The organism is Amphiplicatus metriothermophilus (genome assembly GCF_900199215.1).
GTDB lineage: Bacteria > Pseudomonadota > Alphaproteobacteria > Caulobacterales > Parvularculaceae > Amphiplicatus > Amphiplicatus metriothermophilus.
Map to the genome: position 1 here is coordinate 1 of NZ_FZQA01000009.1, position 21,488 is coordinate 21,488.

A 21,488-nucleotide genomic window follows, 5' to 3' on the forward strand; every position below is an offset into this window, starting at 1 on the left:
TCTTCTGGGCGATATCGTTTTCCCGACATTCTCTATCTCCTTGAATGCAGCCATTTGTTTCCTTGTTCGTGGCTGCGTTCAAAGGGGTCGGGTCAGGCAACGCCGCACGCGCAGAATTCTTTAATAGGACCTAGTCGCCAGGGGTCAGTACCGGGTTGTTCGAAACAATCGTTAGTGATCGCGCGCCGCGTGTGAGCGCCACATACAGTTCCTTCTTCGACAGGGATGCGGCGTCGAGGACGATGGCATGATCGAATTCAAGCCCCTTGACCAGAAGAGTCGTGCCGATGAGCTTGCGCCGTCCAACCGGACGGCCCTTGTAACGGAACTCGCCGTGATATTTTTCAGCCGCTTCCGCGAGAGAAAATTCCGGATGGAGAGTATGCTTGCGCAGCACACCCATCACCCGGCCATACAGGTCTGAACGAACAACCTCTATGCCCGGTGTCACCCTGAGCGCCATAAGTAACCGGGCCATCTCCGCGCTGCCGGCCTGGGCCAGATATTCGTTCGCCCGCTGCGCCGCTTCGGGATTGCGTGTGTTTACCCGGATATTGACGTGCTCGCCCCGGATCGTTGCGGCGGGAAGATTGGCTTCAACAGCGGTCATGCAGAGCTTTGCCAGCGCGATGACTTGCTTGAGGCACGCTGCATTGGTCCGTGCCCTGCTGATCTTGGCAACGAACGAGAATAACGATTTGCCTTCGATCTCCTCGATCGAGGAGAACCTGCCGGACAGATTCCGCGCAAGAACATGACACTTCGCCTTGTACTGCTGGCTCCCTTTGTGAATGGCGATGACCGTATGCTGGCGGTCGCAGTTAAAGTATCGGCACGTATTGCCCTGCGCCTGAAACAGCGCACCCTCGTTATCGGCACGCCGAAACGTAACCTCCGCCGGAAGGCCGTTGGCAAGATCAATGGGCTCTCCACGTTCCAGCCGGGTGCGAACCACTGACAGCCAGTTACCGAGATTATCGGCCCCCGCGCGTATCCAGCGATGCGGCACGTCGAGCTGCCCGAGAAGCGGGAAGGCACCTGCGATGTCCCTCTCCCAATCCACGGGGGCCTGCCCTTCAAAATCGAATATCCCCTGCAACGGATCGCCGAGTATCCGGGTTGGCAGGTCGCGCGCCAGCTTGAGGACAATGCCGTGCTGGGCTGTCGAACAGTCCTGATACTCATCGACATAAAGCCCGGCGTAGGAAGAGCGGACGATCCTGCGGATAAACGCACAATCGAGCAGACGCGCGCATGCCTCGTACAACGCACTCCATTGCTCATTGCCATCGGGCCGTTCCGTGTTCCAGCCCGATGTAGCCGAGTAGGAAAGACACAGCCGCAGCGCCCAGCTTGCAATCGTGTCGATGTGGTAAAGCCTGTAACTGACGCCCAGCTCGCGCATCTTGCGCCGGAGAGCGTTCACGCCCGCGTATGTGTGCGTCAGAACAAGTTGCCGCCCGGCGCTATGCGACGTGGATTCCGCAATCAGATGGGTCTTGCCGTACCCGGCAGGCGCGACGACGTAGCCCGCCCCGGCATCATGGGCGGCAAGGATTGCGGAAAGCTCACACATTGTCGATCCAGTCCCGCAAGCTGGTGAGCTGCCGGACCAGATCGCTTGCGCGGATGGCGTCATCTGCCAGGTAGCCCGAAATTGCCGACGCCCACTCGCGGCCCCAGCTTTGCCGCTTGAACCAGTCGCTGGTCTTGGCGGCCTTTCCGAGTGCGGTACGCAGTTGCGGTGAGTCGGCCCATCCTTCGAAGTTGCGGTCGAAGGCTTGGCCGAATTGGGTCTGTACCTGGTCAAGCAGGCGGCCATCGTCACCCCAGATCGCGCGCGCCGCGCCAAAAGACGCCATCACGGCGGCCCACGGCAGGTCCGCGAACACACGCTCTTCTATGGATAGCGCGCCATGCCATTTTGCGACCGTAACTCCGGCGCCCCGCAGTGCCTGGGCATCGGCATCAGAGAATTGGTCCGGCTCGTCGGAATCTGCGAGGGCAGCCACATCGTACCCGAGTGCTTTCAGATTCTCGGCTATCTCCCTAATCTTGCTTGCCCCGTTGGCATCAAACAGAGCGACGCCGCGATAGGCAAAGGATTGCTTGTCTTCCGCCGCAACCCAATGATCGTCCAGTCCGCGCAGAAAGCCGACTTCGGTAGCGCCTTCGCAGACGACGATCTTGGGCGCGAGAAACGCTTCGGCGCCGGATCGGATTTTGCCCTGAATGGAATCGGAAATCGCGGGCTTGTTCGCGGCCACCACATCAATGCGTCCGCGATCGCAATGGACGATATGAAGATCGGCCACAGTGAGTTCGCGCAATACGACTGGCGAATGGGTGGTCAGAAAATATTGCCCGGTATCGTCTTGCTTCAAATGCTGCAAGAGGCGGGCGATGCGATGCGGTTCAAGCCCTACCTCAACTTCGTCAAACAGGGTGATATGCGGTGCGCGTAGCGCCTGCTTTTGCAGGCCGGTGGTGAGCATGCGCTTGGAGCCGAGGCCCAACTGCCGCAACGGCATGTCGCCGTCATGCAGGGCAAGACCCGCAATCCGGACGTTGATAGCCTCGGTGTCGAGGTGCGCCTTGTAGGATGCGGCAATGTTGACGCCGAGAGCGCGGGCGGTCGTTTCAGCCGTTTCCGCCACGGCGTCAAAGGCGGTCAAATCCTGCGCGCGCCGGGCTTCCAGTGCAGCCTTGGCCGCACGCGCCGCACCGGCCAATGATGAGGAGATGTTTTCAGTTTCGGTGAGCTGGCTCAGGATTGATCCGCGCGACCAGGTTAGATGCCGGTCGGAAATCGCGCCAATGAGGCTGACCGCTACCTTCGCCCGGTCGCTCGCTCTGAACGGAACGCCGTCATCCTCATCGTTCTTGATAACTGTCCAGGCCGGCTCAAGATCATCCTTGACCATGAGACGGACCCGCAGCGCATCTTCCAGAGCGTCACCGGGATCGTCCGCCCGCGCAAGCGTCTCGGTATTCCAGCCGCACAGCCAGTGACCGTATTTCTCAAGGTCGCGAAACTCATCCGGCAAATCGCCAAGGACCGCTTCTATCGTGATGGGATTGGCGGGATTGCAGAGATGGAAGTCAGCATCATCGAAAGTCAAATTCCACTGCGGATGGAAGGCGCGGCGCAGGGCTTCAAGGATTGTCGATTTGGTGGAGTCGCCGCGCCCGATCAGACAAAGAAGGTTCCGGTCGGGGACCGGCCAGTCAAGTTCACGGATACCTCGAAAATTTCGCACTGATAAATGCCGTATCCGCATGCGCCGAAACCCTCCTTCTAGGACGCGGCGCGCGCTCGCCGGCCTTCGGCGGTTGTCTGGACTCCAGTCGAGAGCCCGGCAGTAAACCGCTCGGCGATCCCCTTGAAAAGCGTCTCGGCTTGCGCGAGCACCGGATCGGGAAGCTGAGTCCGCTTCTCGGCCCATTCCGATACAAGATGGATGGCAACAGAAGCCTTCCACCCGTCGGGCAAATCAATGCCCTGACGCTTGGCGGCGGCCTTGATGGCGCTGGGCAGGCTGCCTGCCTTGCGGTCCGCGTCGGTAAGCTTGATCGCCTTGCCAACCACCGCCTTCACGGCGGGCAGGATGATATCTTCGCCCAGAATGTCTTCGACTTCGACCTCCTGCCCTGCGCGCCCGAGCACGTCGTCAAGCATGAGGATTCCGCTGTCGTGCCCCGCGTACAGTTCTTTCATCAGGGCGTCGCGCCGCACGCGCCCGGCGTCATCACCGTCAAGAAGGACAAGCGGGCGGACTTCCTGGGCGAGGAACAGGGAAGCGAACTGGCCGACAAGCTTCGTGCCGCCGCAAGCGGTGATATAGATGTCCGCCGGAAGTGCGGCGCGCTTCGTCGCGCCGCACTGCTGCGAAAGCGCATGCAGGTAGTAGTAGTCGCTCATGCCCTCGACGAGGACGTTCTTTGTGTGCCGGAATAGCCCGCGCACCATTGCGTAACCGGCGGCGGCTTGCAGCGGGAAGATCGTCTCGCGATCCTTCGGCCAGGTTTCAACGCTGATGTGGGAGTGGCCGGTGTCATCCTCGGTGACGGGCCGGACGCGATGCAGATGCTCGCCGTCGATCAGGAACGGCGAGTGCGTCGAATAGAGAAGCTGGTTCTTTTCCGACAGATTCTCGAAAAACGTGATCAGCTCCTGCTGTGCGGTCGGATGCAGGTGCAGTCCCGGCTCGTCCAGCAGCAGAATCGCGTCCTTGTGGCCTTCCTCGGATTCGACAAGGAAGACCAGATAGAATGAGAAGAACCACTGGAAGCCCTTGCTGCGGGCCTCCAACTCGATCTCCACATCAGGCCGCCGGTCATCGGCAATCCAGATGCGGAAATAATCGCCGTCGGCGTGGTAGCGTATCTTGTGCCGCCGCTGCGACCACCACGCGGAAAACCGCTTGCTGATGTCAAGCGATGCGGAATTGAGCCGGATCGCCCGCTCTTCCTTCCGGCGCTGATCCTTGGCGATCACGTCGGCGGACGGCTGGTTGCCCTGCTTGCGGGTGTTCTGCGCTTCCTCGGCGCCGAGGTCCGCGATTTCCTTCGGGTCGAGGCCGACATGCCTGAACATGGCGCTGATCGTTCTCACCCGCGCATCGGTCTTGTCGCGGGCAAGGTCTTCGAGGAATCGCGGCAGCCATATCGCGCTGTCGAGAACGCCGTAGTCCTCGAAGTAGATGAGAACGGGCAGCTTGGCCTTGATCAGCCCGTCAATCCGGTCCGGCACGGGACCGCGCGTGGCGGCTTCAAGAACCGGCGTGATCGCGGTCTGAAGCGCCTCAACCATATCGGCGGTTTGCGGATTGCTCTTCTTCTCCGATTCGCTGCGAAGCGCGCCAAGCAGTTTCGCGCCCTCCGCGTTCCGCAAATCGCCCGCCGCCTTGAGCTTGTCCTGCCAGCCTGTCGCCCATTCGGCGAGTGCGGTGCGCAGCGCAGCGGTCGCTTCCTCCTGTTCGGGCGCGGGCGCGGCGAGTCGCCGGGCGCTACCGGCGAACGTGCCGAGCGCCTTGACGATGGAGTCCGAAGTCAGATCCTTCTCATCAATCTCCGGCTCATACTCGAAGAGCAGCGAGTTGTCGTAGTAACGGGTGACGACGGCTTCATTGGGCGCCGCCTGTCCCGGCTCAAGAAGCGCGGCGATTTCGGTCTTCAACCCATCCGGCAAGGCGAAGGCGACGGAACAGACGGGCCAGTCGCCGCCTTTTGACCCTTTCGCGATGTAGTCGCGCGTGTATCGGTCGCGTGGAAATTCTCTCTGCGGATCATACGGCTCGGGCGTCGCCGGATTGAACTTGTGGAGCGCCTTGAGAAGCGCAGTTTTGCCGGACTCGTTTCGTCCGACGAAGTTTGTGACCCGCTCCAGGGGAATCCAGCCGCTGTCGTCGATGTTGCGGTAGTTCTGAATTCTGAATCGAACAGCTTTCATCTCACACCCCCCGTGCCGCCTCCGCCGCTATGTGGCCGGCCAGCTCCGTGACGAACGTCTTGAGACCGGTCATGCCGTCCAGCTCCTGATAGGCGCCGTCCGCCGACGCCGTGCGCGGCGACGCGATGACGGAGGCGACGGAATAAAGCTGCTCCTGCATGAGTCTCTGGCAGAGCAGGTTGTAGCGCTTGAGATACGACGCGCCCTGAAACTCCGGGAATACCGGGAAGTGCGGCGAGCGATCCGTCACGGGCCGGCGTGACTCCGGTGCGTCCTCGACCATCATCATCCAGCCGACAAATGGGCGCGGCTGCTTGCCGAAGGCGCCCTCGCGATAGGCAACCCACAAATCGTGCGCAGTGCCGATCGCTTCCTCGGTCCGGTTGTTAAAGTTGTTGCCGAAGGACGGCCCGACCTGGCTCTTGAATTCAAGCGCCGCGATCAGACGGCCTTCATTGATGACAAGCAAATCCCAAAGCTTGGTCGGCCGGAAATATCCCGGCAGCGTGACGACAGCCCGCTCGCGGTGAATAGCGGCATGATCAAGGCCGTTGGCACGAACCAGATCAATGACAAGCGCGATAAAGCCGTCCATATTTTTGCCCGCCGTGACGCCGGCGCGCTCGCCCTGATCGACGTTTCCGGATTCGATTTGCTTCTGCCTCGCTTTTTCCCGGTTCCCCCAAAAGGCCTGAACCGCTTCGCGCGCCTTCACTTCATAATTCGCAAGATTAATCGTCACGTAGCCCCCGCATCCCCTTGGTCATTCGCCGTTGCCGCCGAGCGCGGCGCGCTCATTCTTCGAAAGGCCGTAAAGCCTGAAGACGGCGCTGTTGCAGGCGCTCACGTCGCCCTTTTGCGCGGCGGCAACAAGTTCTTTTTTAATTCCATCGGCAACGTCAGCCCAGCGCGGCAGACGGATACGCCGGAGGTACTGCGCCTGAAAGCGCAGATAACCGCCGCGCATGCGCGTTGAGTATGTCGCCACGAACAGCCGCGCGATGCCTGAAAGCAGCACAGCCTGCAAGGCGCGCAAGTCCCATTCCTCCGATGTGATGAAGTAAAGATTGTGGTGCGGATACAGCTTGCCGCCCTCATAGACGATATGTGCTTCGCCCTTGATGTCCGGGATCAGCAGCTTGGGGCGCCACGTCAGTTCCGGATAAATCCGGTCGATGGTTCGGTACCAGTTGGCGGGCGCCTTCTGCGCGACATGGCGTTTTGCGATCTGGTCCTTGCGCGCCTCAAGGTAACCCCGCAGGCGCGGATACTTGCCCAAGTCGACCAGACCGCCGCCATCTGCAAACGGATTGACGATGCCAAGGCCGCGCCACTGAACCGCGCCGGACAGAATGTCCCGCGTCATGACAAGCGGCAGCTTGCGGTCGTCCTCCACGTCCAGCTCTTTGAACGGGCCGATAAAGGCGTCATCGGCACCGGTCGCAACGCCGATGCCAACCTTGCAGCCCGCGTCTTCGATGGGCGGGAAGTCCCGCTCCAGGCGGCGAACAAGTTCAAGCTGGTCAGATGAGTCGAGAATCCACGGCTGCGCTCCTGCGGTGATCCCGGCCATCTCCTTCACTGGCCCCTTCGGATCGGGCGCCTGCGTGGCAAGCAACATAGCCGCGAGATAATCAAGCGCGGTCTTCTCGATGGCGGGACGCCGCGCAACGCGGGTGCGTCCCGGCTTCTCCCTGACAATCACGGTAATGGCTGGATAGGCGATCACGTCACTGTGGAAAGCCGGCGTGTCGTACATATCGACATAGATTTTCAGGTGAAAGCGCTCGGCCACCATCTGGCGCAGCGGACCGCCATAGCGGTTCTTCATCCACCGGTCGGCGCAGATAAAGCCGAGGGCGCCGCCTTCTGCGAGGGCGGTCAGCGAGCGCTCGATGAACGGGATATAGATGTCCGCGCGATCGAAGACGGTGCGGTAGCGCGCGCGGTACTCGGCAATCAGCGCGTCCGGGATCAGTTCCTGCCGGACATAGGGCGGATTGCCGACGACGTAATCGAAGCTGCCGGAAAGCGGGGTCAGAAGAAAATCGCCCTGCGTCAGCCACGCCCCTACGAGCTGCTTGGCGTCGCGGCTTGCTATTCCGCGCTTGCGCAGAAGCGCGCCGACCTTGCCGCGCGTTTCCTCAAACGAAGCGCGGTGCAGCTCGACCGCGCGGATGCAGCCGGCGAGACTTGTCGCCGGGGCGTCCGGCGCGCGGGCTTTCCATGCCGCGATCAATCTTTCGATCGCGGCAAGCAGGAAGTCGCCGTGCCCGACTGACGGCTCTAGCAGGCGCTTTTCGTGAAGTGGCCGGTCAGGGGTGTAGCCGACGAGATCGAGAATGAAGTCCACCACCTCGCGGCGCGTAAAGACAGCGCCGCGCTCCTCGATGCCGGCGGTCGAAAGCAATTCAAGCGCGTCCTCGATCGGACACATTCCGGGAAAGGACGCTTGACGCAGCCGCTGGTCGATCGCCGGTTCAGCCATGCTCAGGCGCCTCCTGCCGCACGGCGGCGCGCCGGTCCGATATTGAGGGCCACGGCGCCATCCTTGTCGCGGCGCTCCAGGAACTCGCGCATCGAGCGGCGAATCAACCAGGATGCGGTAACCTCGCCCTCCTGCGCGAGCCGGTCAAAGGCCGCGTAGTCATCGGGATCGACGGTTACCGTGATCCTCTTCATCGGCTTGTGTTTTCTGCGGTTCGGCATGGCCATCATGGTGATGCATAGTGTCATATCCGACACCACGATAACTAGCCCACTGGAAATGGCAAGCTACTAAATCTGGGGAAAACGAGAGAGCCCATCGACTGGACATAATCCTCGCCACAAACGCGCCACAAGCTGAAACGGGCCGAAACGGACAATGGCGGATTTCTGCGGGTTCCAGAGGACCGGCCCGCTGTGGCAAAAACGGCCCCGAAGGGCCGATTTCTTTCCGTAAGTATCTTCTAAGCTATTGATTTTATTATGGCGCGAGCGACGGGACTTGAACCCGCGACCTCAGCCGTGACAGGGCTCGCTGAAAGCCACAGTTTCTGCGGCTTACAGAGGACTCGCCACAGATTCGCCACAAGAATTTCGAGCGGTCAAAATTGAAAGCAGACCGACACTGCTATCGTCGCGTGTCTCCGCCGCTTCGATAAGGTGTCCATAAATGTTCAGTGTGGTTTTGATGTCTTCGTGCCCCATGAGCTTCTGTATCTTCTTCAAGTTTGTCCTCCGCTCGATCAGCATCGACGCATAGAAGTGCCGCAGGTCATACGGTTTGTATTTCGGGCGCTCAACGGTCTCTCCATCTTCTTCGACCGTCTTCATCAAGCCGGCTTCGCAGCAGACGGCGTAGAACCCGCGCTTGCGCCAATTATCGATGCTCTGCCAACGGCCGGTCGAGGTCGGAAAGAGAAGGTCGAACTTGTTCGGAATCATCTTGTGATCGCGGTAATGTGTCACGAGTTCGCGCGTCTGCGGACTGATTTCGATAGTGCGGCGACCAGCCGCTGTCTTGGGAACGGATAGCTTGTAGCCGCCGCCTTCCAGCGCCCGATCCACTTTCGCGCCTTCTTCCGTGATGTTGAACGGTTGAATGACAAGATACTCCTGCGGACGCATGCCGGTGTCCGCGGCGAGGTAAAGCATGGGGCGATAGCGCTCCCATGTGCGGGCCGTCTGCTTATTCTTGGAATTCGCAAGCCGGTCGGCGGCAGCGAGCAGCGCCTGTACGTCGGCTGGCGTTGGTATGACCACCGGCTCGTCGTACCGGGAGTCGGCCCGGATGCTGATCCCTGCCGCAACATTGCTTGCAATGTGGCCGCGCAGAGCCATTTCCTTCATGACGGAATGAAAAGACGACAGCACTTTGTGGGCCTGATAGCGGCTGTGGCGGGACAAGAGCCAGGACCGAAATTCAACGATGTCCGGTGCCTGAAGCTCCTGTAGGGCCTTGCCCCATTCGTAGGCTTTCATGACTTCGGCGCGGCGACCGTAGGTTTTTTCAGTATGCCTTGTAATAGGGTCGCGTCCGTCGCGACCTTCCTTCACGCAGATGGCGAGCCACTTATCGACGGCTTGCCCAACGGTTTTGATTTCACATTGGCGAACGCTTTGGTTGGCGCGAGTGCCACCGCTCTCAACAAAATTCCGCGCCTCCTTCAACGTACTAAAGGTGGCATAGGCATAGCCTGTTTTCGATGATTTACTCGGGTATCGTACTTGGTAAGTCGTGCCTTTCCTGCCTACCCTTTTTCTTATATCTGACATTACTCAACATGATTAAATATTGACTCTGTAAACTCAAGAAAAAACTGATTTTTTATATTACTGCTTCGCGCTGTTCTCCGCTTCGATCTGCGCTTCCCTGTAAATGCGAACCAGCGTTCCCTTCTCGATCCTGAGCCTGCCGTCAACCGGATCGACAAAGAAAGGAAGCTTCCTGCGTCCGCTCGCGTCCCTGTCTGCGGCGCGTTTCATCTGCCGCTCATTCAGTTCGACGCCCATCTCGGCGAGCAGCTGCCGCGCCTGTTCAAGATCGATGTAACATGGTGGCTTCAATCACCTCGCCCTCCTTTCGGCCTATAAGTCGTAATCGAGGCAGGCGGGCCGGTAATGATGCGTGTCCATGTAATGGATGTAGCCGCCGCCGGGCCGGCGCACCTTGATGATCTCGCCATATTCGTTGGTCACGAACAGCTTGACGCGGGCCGCCTTCACGAACTGGACGTTATAAATTTCCTTGAGCGCCTTCCCGTCTTCGACCAGAGCATGAATTTGCTCTTCGATGCTGATGGTCCCCAGCTCCTTGTAGCTGATAGTCAAGACTCCCGAATCAAATGGTCCTCGTCTATTTTTCATCTAAGTAAGTCCTAAATAAATATCTTGGTAATTCCATAATACAACTGTGAATATTAAGGCAACGTTAAGCAATTATATTGCGCTAATATTAGGAAACCCTTGCTGGAAGCCAGTTTCCGCGGACTCTGACTCGCCGTGACCCGCGCCAGTCCGCCGCTCTCCGTTTCAACCCGCTGCAACCTGCCATTGTCCGCCGTTCCGGTCGGCCCGTTGACCAGCGCGTAATCAGGAAAAGCGGGTGCGGCTTCGCCATCTTGACGGTATGCGAAGCGACGGCAAGACAGCGCGCAAGAAGAAGGCGGAGGGCACAGCGCCCCATCCCGGCCTTGCCGCGCTCGCCCGGCTGCTCGCCCGCGATCTCGCGCGCCAAACTTACGAAAACAATTTGAGCCCGAGTCCCGAGGATGCTTATCTTATGGATTCATCTGCCGGGGATAAGCCATGAGAGCCGCGATCTACGCCCGCTATTCATCGGACAAGCAGCGCGAAGCCTCGATCGAGGATCAGGTGCGCCTGTGCGAGGAGCGCGCCGCGCGCGAGGGCTGGAAAATCGTCAAGCGCTACAGCGATCACGCGATCTCCGGCGCGAGTCTGGTGCGCCCCGGCATTCAGGCGCTGATGCAGGATGCGCAAGGGCACAAGTTCGATCTCATCCTCACCGAGTCCCTCGACCGCATCTCGCGCGACCAGGAAGACATCGCCGGTGTCTACAAGCGCCTGCGCTTTGCCCGCGTCGCGATGGTGACGCTCTCGGAAGGCGAGATTGCCGAGCTGCATATCGGCTTCAAGGGCACGATGGGCGCGCTCTATCTCAAGGACCTCGCCGACAAGACGCGGCGCGGCCTGCGCGGTCGTGTCGAGGCGGGCAGGTCCGGCGGCGGCAACTCCTACGGCTATGACGTGGTGAAAAAGTTCACTGACGCCGGCGAACCCGAACGCGGCGAGCGCCGCATCAATGAACAGGAAGCCGCGATCGTCCGCCATATCTTCAATGAATATGCCTCCGGCAAATCGCCCAAGGCGATTGCCCACGCGCTCAACAAGCGGAAGATTCCCGGCCCCTCCGGCTCTAGGAAGGGAATGGGGGGCTGGGGGCCGTCCACCATCAACGGCAACTGGCGCCGCGGCACCGGCATCCTGAATAACGAGCTGTATATCGGACGGCTCGTGTGGAACCGCCTCGCCTATGTCAAGAATCCCGACACCGGCAGGCGCGTCTCGCGTCTTAACGATGAATCCGCCCTGATCGTCAAGGACGTTCCCGAGCTGCGCATCATCGAACAGGATTTATGGGACCGGGTGAAGGAACGGCAGGGCGCGCTGCGCAAGCTGCCCGCCTTTCATGAAAAGCAGCGCCCACGCATGCTGCTGTCCTACCTGCTTAAGTGCGGTTGCTGCGGCGGGGGATTCAGCAAGGTTTCGCAGAGCCACTATGGCTGCTCGACCGCGCGCAACAAGGGCATGTGCGAAAACCGCCTTGTCATCCGGCAGGACGATCTGGAGGGGCGCGTGATCGCCGCCCTGCAATCGCGCCTGATGGACCCCGCGCTGATGGAAGAATTTTGCGAGGAGTACACGCGGTATCTCAACAAGCTGCGCGGCGAGAAGAACGCGACGCTCGCCGCCGCGAAAGCCGAACTCGGCAAGCTCGCGAGGGCGCGCGAGAATATCATTCAGGCGATCAAGGACGGCGTGCCCGCCTCCGAGGTCAAGGATGATCTCGCCCGCATCACGGCGCGGCGGGAGGAACTGGAAGCGCAGCTCGCCGGCACCAAGGAAGAGCCGGTGCTGCTGCATCCCGGCATGGCGGCGCATTACCGGGCGCAGGTCGCGCGCCTTGCCGCCGTCCTCACCGCCGAAGAGAACCGGGGCGAAGCCGCGGACATCCTGCGCTCGCTCATCGACCGGATCACGCTGACCCCGAACGCGGAAGGCAAGCTGGAAATCGACCTCTTTGGCGATCTCGCCGGAATCCTGAGCCTTGCCGCAAACGCAAAAGGGCCGCCCGATCAGGGCGGCCCGTTGCAGGAGAAGCTGGTTGCGGGGAAGGGAAGCCGCCTTGTCCTGCAAGGCGGGAACGAAAAAGGCCGCCCAGATGCCCGGACGGCCGATCTCATTCAGCAGGTTAAGGTGGTTGCGGGGGCAGGATTTGAACCTGCGACCTTCAGGTTATGAGAACGATTCGCAACAATTTTCTCACGCTGGACCATAGTGGCGGAAACTTCATAACACGCTGAATAAACGGGCTTATTTTGACTCAACAAGTTTGATAGACTATGCGGCAGATAGCGCGAATTTGCCTCCAAGTGGTACCTATATGGTCCCTGGAACCCTCCGGCATGAAGCGCAAATCAGGAGCCGCACAATGCCGAAACTTACCAAACGCGTCGTCGATTCCTTGAAGCCCGAAGCCGCCGAAGTTGTCCATTGGGACGACGAGTTGCCGGGCTTCGGCGTGCGCGTGCACCCGACAGGGCGGAAGGCCTATATCGTCAAATGCCGCTGCCGAGGCCGGCAGATCAAAATGACCATCGGCCGGCACGGCTCGATCACCGTGGAACAGGCCCGAACCAAAGCGCGCGGGATCATCGCGGACGCCAAGGAAGGCTCCGACCCCTCCGCCCAGTATTCCCGCATGCGGAAGTCGCCCACCATGAAGGAGTTGGGCCAGCGTTTTCTCGACGACTATGTTCCCACGCACTGCCGCAAGACGACCGAGCGCGAATACCGCCGGTCGGTGGAGCTGTTCATTAATCCCAAGATGGGAACGCGCAAGGTTATAGACATCGACCGGTCCGATATCGCGAAGTTCCATCACGACCTGCGCGACAAGCGTTATCAGGCCAATCGATCCCTTGGCGTGCTCTCCAAGATGTTCAATCTCGCCGAGATTTGGGGCATTCGTCCCGACGGCTCGAACCCCTGTCGGCATGTCAAGAAATACAAGGAAGTGAAGCGAGAGCGCTTCCTGTCGGACGCTGAATACAAACAGCTCGGCGACGCGCTGCGGCAAGCCGAAGTGGAAAAGACCGAAACCCAATCGGCGATCGACGCCATATGGCTGCTCATGCTCACCGGCTGCCGCCTGGGCGAAATCATGACCCTCAAATGGGACTACGTCGATCTCGACGCACGGGAGCTTCGGTTGCCGGATTCAAAGACCGGCCCCAAGACTGTTCACCTCGGTTCCGCCGCCGTAGAGCGGCTCAAAGGGATCAAGAAACTCGAAGACAACGAATTCGTCATTACCGGGAAAAATCCTGGAGCGCATCTGACGGACCTACAGCACCCGTGGCGGCGCATCCGAAAGTCAGCCAAGCTCGACGGCCTCCGGCTCCATGACCTGCGCCACTCCTTCGCCAGCCGCGGCCTCCTCGTCGGCGAAGGCCTGCCCATGATCGGCAAGCTTCTCGGCCATACGCAAGTGCAAACGACGGCGCGCTACGCGCATCTTGCGAATGACCCGATCAAATCTGCGGCAGATCGGATCGCAGAGAAGATATCGGATTCCGCGAACGGCGACGGCAAGGAAATACCGGAGGTTTCTTCCGCGGACGCGCCTGACGACCATAGTACGGACGATTTCTCTGAGAAAATCACGCCCCATCTGCAAGCCATCGTAAAGGCGTTGACCCGCCAAGCCGCACGGGAGACGTTCAAAAGCCAGCGGAATGGGCGCGGCTCAGCGCCCCACAGCGACGATGAGATTTGATGAAGGGGCCTTCGCGGATTTGACAGAGGCTCCCGTCCGCTCGCACGCCATGAGAGAAAAAGGCGTCTTGGCCCGTCCGAGCCGAATAACTTTCCCATGAATACCGGGGCGGGCTAAAGATCGATGACTTTGTCGAAATCGGCGAAAGCCATGTATGAAATATGGCTTTCTCCGACTCAAGCAAACGACGAGCTGCTGATTCGCTCCGGACGCCCGAACGAAAGAACCATGTTAATGCCGCCTGCCAAACCCGCCGAAGGCCTTGAAAGCTTCAACGAAATCGCGACCATTCGCGTCGAGCTCGAAGATATCGAACCGCCCATCTGGCGCGAAATGGAAGCGCCAACGTCCATGACGCTCAAGGCGCTGCACGAGACCATCCAACAGCTCATGGGCTGGTGCGACTATCACTTATGGGAATTTTCCGACGAGAATTACCGCTATATCCCGCCCGTGGACGACATGGATTGGGGGGATAAGCCCTGCCGCAAGGCCGGCTCGGTGCGCCTGCGCGACATCTGCAAAGACGACAAAACCGTTCTTACCTATGTCTACGACTTCGGCGACGACTGGCGCATGAACGTCTCTGTCACCGATATCCGGCAAGGCGATCCGGACACAAGCTATCCGCGTTATCTCGGCGGCGAACGCGCGGCGCCGCCGGAAGACTGCGGCGGCGTTCCCGGCTTTTACGAACTGCTCGATGCCTATGGCGATCCCGAACATCCGGACCATGAGGAGGTGCGCGAATGGCTGGACGAGCGCGACCCGCATTTCTTCGACGAACTGCCGATCAAATATGCGCTTTTACGCATCGCCAATCGGCGCAATGCCGCCCGTAAGAGATTACGCCCGAAGGCGACATGACGTGATTGTGGGGCCTGGCGGCAAGGCTTCATCGCGGTGCAGGCGATATCGCCTTCCATGGCCCGCCATCGGCCCATCTGAGATTGAATTCGCCGCCGGTTACTACTGCTTTGATCGCCGGCATCGCGAAATCCGCGATCTCGTTGATTGTTTCGCCGAGAGTCGGCGCGGCGATCAGCAACGGCTCGCGCCTGACGAACGCCGTCCATTGGCGTTGTTTGACCTGGTTCCCCGCGAATTCCTGAGACAGACCATCGGGCGGCGTCGCCGGAATAATCGTCCCACGGCGATCAAATGTCGCCCGGATAGCCGAAGCAAGGACCCCGCCTTCGAAGGCAAACAGTCGCGACAGCACGAGCAGATCGTAAAAATCCTTCATCCGGCTGTTGGCGCGGCCGAGCGCGACAATCGCCTGAAGCTTTTCGGCGACGACGGTTTCCTTGGGATAGGCTTTCAGGTGCGGCCCCTTGGAGGAAAGCAGCGGCGGGAATTCCAATTCCTGCGCCGCGGGCGTGATCGCGTCGCCGAAGCCGATATCGATCTGCACAGGGATTCTGGTCTTGCCGAGAAAGGCCATCGTTTTCACGCGAACGCCGCCATATTCCTGATCCTCGCGGATCGGTTCCGCATTCAGCCCTTCGGCGTCGAACGCCAATCCGTCTTCGTCCTCCGCCACGATCCGGCAGATCGCACGGAATGTCTCTTCGATCGGCGCTATGTCAGGATCGCCGTATCCAAGAAGGTCAAGGTCCTGCGTCGGCCGAAATGGATCCTCAAGCCAAACTGTAAAGAGCATGGCCCCTTTCAAAACGAACCGCTCTCGATAGGGAGAAACACTGAGCCGATGGAGCAGCCGTTCGATGGCGTAGCGGCGCAATATAAGTTGGTAGTCCGTGCCCTTCTCCCGCGCCACATTACGAAGTCTGGCGAGGACAGATGCCGGAATATTGGCGGGCTTATCCTTCATCGGCGACGACGCTTTCGAGATAGGGCCGCACCACGCTCCAGATGCGTAGCGCCTGAGCGTACCGGACAATGTCGTCGGGCTTTGCCTTGCGAGAGCGCCAGCCCATGCGCAGCGCCTCAAGCGCCACGTCGAGGCCGACGGTATTCCGGAAACGGAAGCAATCGACGATGGTTTTCGCAGGATCGAAGATGCGCACCGGTACGGAATCGATGGTGTGAGTTTCAACGCCGAGCCTCAGCGCCTTCTCGCCGAAGCGGACGACGCGGAGTGGCGGATAGTCGAGCGCCGGCTTGCGGTCTTTGGAGCCAATGGCGATCCAGACGCTGCGGGGAAGCTGAAGCGTGATCTCGTGAAACTGGAGCGCCGAAATCAGGCAGATCACCCCTTTCGGGACGCGCTTGGCGACTTCGGCAAGATTGTGCGCCGCTTCGATATCGGCGCCGAAGAGCTCGTAAAGCCCGCGCGACGGCTTTTGCAGGACGCCCTCTTCGACCAGGCGCGCCAGCGTCGCCGGATTCACCCCGTGGTCCTTCAGGTCAGATAGGCGCATAATGCCGTGCCGTTCGATGAGGCTGACGGCGAGATCGCGCTGCGTGGATTGACGGGGCTCTTCCATGTAACGAATCGTCGGTTGTTGCGTGTAACTTCCGACATATTGTTACATCAGAAACAGGACGTCCCGCAAGCAAAATCCTACCCCTCCCGCCGATTCCAGACCAGGAACGCCGCGCCATCCTCTTCGAACAGAGCCGCGCGGATGGGCTCGGGGAAGCTCGGGTCGTCGAGTTGGACGCTGAGATAGTCGCGCGGCGCCTCGCCGTTGGTCCTGGCTTTCCAGGCGGCGCCGAGCTCGGCTCGGCCGGCGTAGACGCGGAAGTCCGGAGCGCCTTCGCTTTTCTTCGCATCATTGGCGACGATCTTCGCCTTGACGTTAACCGTCAGAGTCCGGATCGTTCCGACATAGCCGTCCTTGCCGGCGGTGAAGCTGCCTATCGTAGCCATGGTTCAAATCTCCGTTGCTTTGGTTGATTGGGAAGATGAGCGTGCGTTTTCGAGCTCTTTGCGCGCCCGCTTGAAGCCGGGGTCGGCGTTCATGAACGCCTCCAGCATGAAGGGAATGAGATCGGCGACGCCCTCCTTGTGGCCGTAGGTGCGCCGGTAGATTTCGGCGTAATCATTGAGGGCGGCTTTGAGCTCGGGGCTCGCGGTGAAGGCGATCTTCGCTGGCTCGCGGTCGGGGAGTTTGTCGAGCTTGAGGGTCATCGGCGTCTCCTCATCCGCGGTAAGGCCTGAGCACCAGGTCCGAATGCACGATGATGCGAAGCGGCCAGCCGGGCCGGATGGTGATGGTGGGCTGGATGCCCAAGTTGCGTTCGGTGATGCGCTGGCCGACACGGTTGGCGCTGTCCTGGGTCGACTCGCGGATCGCCTTGACGAGATCGCCCTCGTCGTCGCCGAAGGAGAGCTCCGTCCCGACGCCGAGAAGCGTCGAAAGCACGATTCCCTTCAGGAGCCGCCAGGTATGGAAATCGACCTCGTCTTCGAGGCCGGCATAACCCGCAACGTCCGTAGCCGGCAGATTGTCGATCACGACCGAGGACCCGTCGGGCATGATGATCCGTTGCCAGACGACCAGCGCGCGACTCTGCCCGAAGGCGATGACGCTGTCATAGGTCCCGATGATGCGCGCGCCCTGCGGGATCAAGAGATAGCGACCCGAAACCGTGTCAAAGACATTCTCAGTCACCTGCGCGATGACGCGGCCTGGCAGGTCAGAGTTGACGCCGGTCACAAGGCTCGCCGGGATGATGGTCCCCGCCATCACCTGGTAGGGCGAGGCCGGGTCCTGAAGCGCGTGGGGGTTATAGATGTTCGTCTCGACCCCCTGCTTCAGGAAGTCGAGCTTGCGGCCCTGGAGGTTCTGGTCGTTTTGGAGATCGAGCCCGAGTCCTTGATCGCCCTCCGCCGCGCTGAGGCCATTGAAGGGATTGCGGTCCGCCGGGCTTAGCGCAGGAGTCGCGCTGCCAACTGTGGCCGGCGTATTCGCCGCGCCAGCCGTCCGCGTCGAGAGCTGGAAGAAGACGCCGGATTCGCGGCCTTGGCTCGCAAGCCGCGCCTGGCGGATGCGCTCGGCGCGGGCTGCGTCATCCTCCGGGTTCGGACGGAACGGCAAATCGGGCGACGGCCCGACGCCAAGCTCGCGTTCCTTATCCAGTATGGCGCCGCCGAGATCGCCCGGCAGGGGCGGTCCGAGTTCGACCGGTTTCGGCAGATCACCGTAATTGCGCGGTAGGCCTTCCAGCCCTTCGGGCGTCGGCGTGTTTTCGGTTCGGATGAGCTCACGGCCGGCTTCGTCGCGGTCGAACAAGCGCGGCGGATCGAGGGCGAAGATGGTCGCGCCGAAGATCAGAAGAAGCCCCGTGCCGGAGAGCAAAATCAGCACACGGCGGTTGATCCGTGTCACCGGGCGCGGCTTGGCGCGCAGAGCGAGCGCTTCCGCATCGACCTTGGCGGCGCTGGCATCCGGCGGAATGGCATGCCTCAGTTCGTCGTCGCAGGATGGCGCCATCAGCGGTCTCCGGCGTCGAACGCGCCGACGGTGTCGGACCGATCACGGCTGGTGACGTGGGGACGGCCATCGGTGCGGGTGATGCGCACGACCTGTTGCGGGTCTTCGCCGAGCCGGAGTTCGGCGGCGGCGAAGAGGCGATCGACAATGTAATAGCGCCCGCGCACCCGGTAGTTGACGAGCAGGTTGTCCCCGTCCGGCCCGACGACGAAGAGCGGCGGCGCCTCGCCCTGGTCAAGCCGCGCCGGGAATTGGATATAGACCTTGTGCGTATCGTCGAAGACGCGAACCGGCCGCCAGGGCGGACTGTCACCGCTCACGGCATAGCGGAAGCGCAGCTTGTCGATATCGAGGCCCGTATCGACGACTTGGGTAACGGCCTTTTCCGCCGTTCTGTTGTCCCGGCGAAGCGCCAGAAGCGCGTCATGGGGATACGTCCAGGACGCCGAGGCCATATAGGTCTCGGGCGTGCTCGTAAGCTCCAGATGATAGGCGCGTCGGTCGGTGATGATGACGAGATTGGTCTTGAGGTCTTCCTTGATGGGTTTGACCAGCACGTGGGCGCGGGCGTTTTCTCCACCGCCGCTCACCGTGTCGCCGATGACCCAGCGCACCGTATCGCCGGCGGAGACGGAGACGATCTTCTCGCCCTTCTGAAGAGCGATGTCGCTTACCTGGCTCGGCGCCGTATAGACCTGATAGAGCGCACCCTCCGTATAGGGATAGACCTGAATGGCGTTGATATAGCCATCCGCGCTCGGCTCCATGGCGGCCGCAGCATTGGCGTCCTCGACCCGCTCTTCCGCCGAACGTGTGTCCGGCGCCGGCGGCTCGCCGCCCTTCGGCGCAGGCTTCAATTGCCCGGGCAATGGCAGCGGCTCGGGCAGCGTGACGATGCGGACGGGACGTGGCGGCTCGGCGGCGAGCGTCGCCGCATCGAAATCGGCGCTGTCGTAGCTGATCTCGGGCGGAAGCTCCTTGTGGGCGCAGGCCGCGAGCAAGCCGGAAATGGTGAGGATAGCGATTTTCTTCATTGGTTGTCTCCGGGGATGTGGTCGCGGCTCCAATTGAGCGCGCGGACGTAGATGCCGAGCGGGTTCTTCCTCAGCGTCTCTTCGGTGCGCGGGCGCTGGAGGAGAATGGAGAGAACGGCGGTGTAGCGGGTCGTGCCTGCGAGCGATCCGTTCTCGAATGTTTGTTCGCGCCAACGCACGTCGAAGCTGCCCGCGGACGAGCGCACGACACTCGTCACTTCAACGGTGACGGTGCGCTGGCCGACTTTTGAGAAGGGATCGTTCTCGCGGGCATATTCGTTGAGGGTGTTCGCGGCCTCGATTGTGGTGAAGTCATAGGCCCTGAGCCAATTCTGGCGCACGACGATCGGATCGATCGACAGTGAGCGGACATTCTCGATGAAGCGCGCCAGGGTGTAGGCGATCTGGGCGTCGGTCGGCTCATAAGCGGAGATGGCCGGCCCGATGGCGCGCACCTCGCCGAGTTTATCGACCTCGACCACATAGGGCGTGATCGTGCTGCGGCCCGCCTGCCAGACAACGCCGCCGGAAAGACCGACCGCAAGCGCCAGACAACCGAAGGCCATGAGCCGCCAGTTCCTAGCCTGAACGCGGGCGGAGCCGATCCGCTCATCCCAGACTTGCGCCGCCTTCTGGTAAGGCGTCACCGGTTCGGGCGTATTGCCATAGGTGGTGGTCGATCTCTTGAACATCATTCGTCATCCCTGAGCCGTGGGTTCTCGCCGGATACGGGCCGGTCGCCGTCTCGGACGGTGTGCGCGGCAACGCTTACGCCCTCGCGCATCCGCTGCTCGCGCCGCAGCCTTTGCGCCCAATCCGGCGCGCCGCTCGCTGCCGCGGTCGCGGCCGGGATATCGGTTCCGCCGGGAAGTGCGCCGCCGGTGGCGGTGAAGGCGCCGCGCGCGCCATCGGAAAAGGACCGGCGAACGCCGGCGGTCGCCCGGTCAGCGACGTTGCGGATACCCTGTCCGACCGCGCCGACGCCAGCGCGGGCCATGCCGGCGACGCCGGCCGCGACACCCGCTGGACCTGAGCTACCCGAGGCGCCGCGCCCGAGGCCATAGGCGGTGCTTGCTCCGCCGGCGACGGAGGCGGCCGCTCTCGTCGCACCGCTCACCCCAACTCCGAGTGCACGGGCTCCACCCATGGCGAGACCGCCGGCCGCCGCGCCGCCAAGCGCAAGACCTGCGGCGGACCCGACGACGGCGCCGGCGCCGAGTTGCGGCGCGCCGGAGACGAGGCCTGCCGCGATGCCGGGGCCGAAGATCCCGAGCATGAAGATCGCGAGTGCACCAAGCACGGTCGAAAGCGCCTGCTCGATGGTGATGTCGCCGCCCGAGAACGACGCCGCAAAAGCGCCGAACAGGGTCGAGCCGATCCCGACGATGACGGCGAGCACCATCAGCTTGATGCCGGCGGCGATCACGTTGCCGAGCACCCGCTCGGCGAGGAACGCGGTCTTGTTCCACAGCGCGAAGGGCACGAGCACGAAGCCTGCGAGTGTCGTCAGCTTGAATTCGAGAATGGTGATGAAGAGCTGGATCGCGAGAATGAAAAAAGCCAGGAGCACGATGAGCCAGGCGACCATCAGCACGGCGATCTGCACGAAGTTTTCGAAGAAGGCTATTGGGCCAATGAGGTCGCTGACTTCCGCCAGCAAAGGCTGCGCCGCGTCAAAGCCGGTCGCCGCAACGAAGCCGGGGCGCATCAGGTCGGCGGCGCTGATCGGCGCACCGGTGGCGCGCAAGCCAAGGCCTGCGAACGAGTCGAAGATGACGTTCGCGAGGAATGCGAAATTGTTCAGGATGAAAGCGAAGGCGCCGACATAAAGCACCTTGCGTACTAGCGCCGGGATAACCGCCTTGTCGTCGGCCAAGGCCCAGAAGAGGCCGGCAAGCGTGATGTCGATCCCGATCAGGATGGTCGTGAGGAAGGCGACGTCCGGCGTCAGCAAGCCGAAGCCGGAATCGATATAGCTGACGAATGTATCCGTGAACTGATCGATGACGTTGAGGTCGCCCATCGCCTGTGCCCCT

20 protein-coding genes are annotated in these 21,488 nt (G+C 61.3%); 3 read left to right on the top strand and 17 right to left on the bottom strand.

The features are described 5' to 3' along the window. Positions 1 to 130: 130 nt before the first annotated feature. From CHB64_RS14020 to CHB64_RS14060, 9 genes are all read right to left on the bottom strand, one after another. Positions 131 to 1,576, bottom strand: coding sequence for a UvrD-helicase domain-containing protein (locus CHB64_RS14020; RefSeq protein WP_089413260.1), 1,446 nt, complete (start codon positions 1,574 to 1,576; stop codon positions 131 to 133). Then, positions 1,569 to 3,281 (bottom strand): ATP-dependent nuclease, encoded by a 1,713-nt coding sequence (locus CHB64_RS14025; RefSeq protein WP_159462514.1) that lies wholly within the window; start codon positions 3,279 to 3,281, stop codon positions 1,569 to 1,571. Before CHB64_RS14025 ends, CHB64_RS14020 begins: the two co-directional genes overlap by 8 nt. A gap of 17 nt (positions 3,282 to 3,298) precedes the next feature. Further along, positions 3,299 to 5,452, bottom strand: a complete 2,154-nt coding sequence (locus CHB64_RS14030; RefSeq protein ID WP_089413262.1) for an AAA family ATPase — start codon at positions 5,450 to 5,452, stop codon at positions 3,299 to 3,301. A gap of 1 nt (position 5,453) precedes the next feature. Next, a complete protein-coding gene (locus CHB64_RS14035) occupies positions 5,454 to 6,194 on the bottom strand; it encodes a PaeR7I family type II restriction endonuclease (protein WP_089413263.1) in 741 nt (246 codons plus the stop codon). A 21-nt stretch (positions 6,195 to 6,215) separates the two neighbouring features. Beyond that, positions 6,216 to 7,889, bottom strand: coding sequence for an Eco57I restriction-modification methylase domain-containing protein (locus tag CHB64_RS14040; protein WP_375790388.1), 1,674 nt, complete (start codon positions 7,887 to 7,889; stop codon positions 6,216 to 6,218). 53 nt (positions 7,890 to 7,942) lie between these two features. Beyond that, positions 7,943 to 8,170 (bottom strand): ribbon-helix-helix domain-containing protein, encoded by a 228-nt coding sequence (locus CHB64_RS14045; RefSeq protein WP_159462515.1) that lies wholly within the window; start codon positions 8,168 to 8,170, stop codon positions 7,943 to 7,945. A gap of 327 nt (positions 8,171 to 8,497) precedes the next feature. After that, on the bottom strand, positions 8,498 to 9,712 hold the full coding sequence (locus tag CHB64_RS14050) for a tyrosine-type recombinase/integrase (protein ID WP_089413265.1): 1,215 nt from the start codon (positions 9,710 to 9,712) through the stop codon (positions 8,498 to 8,500). Between the two features lie 57 nt (positions 9,713 to 9,769). Further along, positions 9,770 to 10,003, bottom strand: coding sequence for a hypothetical protein (locus CHB64_RS14055; RefSeq protein WP_089413266.1), 234 nt, complete (start codon positions 10,001 to 10,003; stop codon positions 9,770 to 9,772). A 21-nt stretch (positions 10,004 to 10,024) separates the two neighbouring features. Beyond that, entirely contained in the window at positions 10,025 to 10,267 is a 243-nt protein-coding gene (locus CHB64_RS14060) for a hypothetical protein (protein ID WP_089413267.1), read from the bottom strand. Between the two features lie 477 nt (positions 10,268 to 10,744). On the opposite strand from CHB64_RS14060, the gene CHB64_RS14070 reads away from it, so the two are divergent. The 3 genes from CHB64_RS14070 (at position 10,745) to CHB64_RS14080 (ending at position 14,882) form a co-directional block, all read left to right on the top strand. Beyond that, positions 10,745 to 12,478, top strand: coding sequence for a recombinase family protein (locus CHB64_RS14070; protein WP_089413269.1), 1,734 nt, complete (start codon positions 10,745 to 10,747; stop codon positions 12,476 to 12,478). Positions 12,479 to 12,668: 190 nt separating this feature from the next. Then, on the top strand, positions 12,669 to 14,015 hold the full coding sequence (locus CHB64_RS14075) for a site-specific integrase (protein ID WP_089413270.1): 1,347 nt from the start codon (positions 12,669 to 12,671) through the stop codon (positions 14,013 to 14,015). Between the two features lie 234 nt (positions 14,016 to 14,249). Continuing rightward, positions 14,250 to 14,882, top strand: coding sequence for a plasmid pRiA4b ORF-3 family protein (locus tag CHB64_RS14080; protein WP_089413325.1), 633 nt, complete (start codon positions 14,250 to 14,252; stop codon positions 14,880 to 14,882). Positions 14,883 to 14,910: 28 nt separating this feature from the next. Here the strand turns inward: CHB64_RS14080 and CHB64_RS14085 are convergent, their stop codons facing one another. The 8 genes from CHB64_RS14085 to trbL all read right to left on the bottom strand — a co-directional run bounded on the left by CHB64_RS14085 (position 14,911) and on the right by trbL (position 21,475). Next, the gene (locus tag CHB64_RS14085) at positions 14,911 to 15,849 is read right to left on the bottom strand and encodes a nucleotidyl transferase AbiEii/AbiGii toxin family protein (RefSeq protein ID WP_089413271.1); all 939 of its coding nucleotides are present in this window, start codon (positions 15,847 to 15,849) and stop codon (positions 14,911 to 14,913) included. Then, positions 15,839 to 16,465 (bottom strand): type IV toxin-antitoxin system AbiEi family antitoxin domain-containing protein, encoded by a 627-nt coding sequence (locus tag CHB64_RS14090; RefSeq protein ID WP_089413272.1) that lies wholly within the window; start codon positions 16,463 to 16,465, stop codon positions 15,839 to 15,841. The genes CHB64_RS14085 and CHB64_RS14090 overlap by 11 nt, the downstream gene beginning before the upstream one ends. A 77-nt stretch (positions 16,466 to 16,542) precedes the next feature. Further along, positions 16,543 to 16,851: a DUF736 domain-containing protein gene (locus tag CHB64_RS14095; protein ID WP_089413273.1), complete on the bottom strand. Its 309-nt coding sequence runs from the start codon at positions 16,849 to 16,851 to the stop codon at positions 16,543 to 16,545. Positions 16,852 to 16,854: 3 nt separating this feature from the next. Further along, positions 16,855 to 17,112 (bottom strand): DUF2274 domain-containing protein, encoded by a 258-nt coding sequence (locus tag CHB64_RS14100; protein WP_089413274.1) that lies wholly within the window; start codon positions 17,110 to 17,112, stop codon positions 16,855 to 16,857. A gap of 10 nt (positions 17,113 to 17,122) precedes the next feature. Next, on the bottom strand, positions 17,123 to 18,418 hold the full coding sequence (locus tag CHB64_RS14105) for a TrbI/VirB10 family protein (protein ID WP_089413275.1): 1,296 nt from the start codon (positions 18,416 to 18,418) through the stop codon (positions 17,123 to 17,125). Further along, positions 18,418 to 19,452 (bottom strand): P-type conjugative transfer protein TrbG, encoded by a 1,035-nt coding sequence (gene trbG / locus CHB64_RS14110; RefSeq protein ID WP_089413276.1) that lies wholly within the window; start codon positions 19,450 to 19,452, stop codon positions 18,418 to 18,420. Before trbG ends, CHB64_RS14105 begins: the two co-directional genes overlap by 1 nt. Next, positions 19,449 to 20,147 carry a conjugal transfer protein TrbF gene (gene trbF, locus CHB64_RS14115; protein ID WP_089413277.1) on the bottom strand — a complete coding sequence of 233 codons (699 nt, stop codon included), beginning with the start codon at positions 20,145 to 20,147 and terminating at the stop codon, positions 19,449 to 19,451. Before trbF ends, trbG begins: the two co-directional genes overlap by 4 nt. Beyond that, complete coding sequence (gene trbL / locus CHB64_RS14120) at positions 20,144 to 21,475, bottom strand: P-type conjugative transfer protein TrbL (RefSeq protein ID WP_089413278.1); 1,332 nt, start codon at positions 21,473 to 21,475, stop codon at positions 20,144 to 20,146. The genes trbF and trbL overlap by 4 nt, the downstream gene beginning before the upstream one ends. Positions 21,476 to 21,488 lie beyond the last annotated feature (13 nt).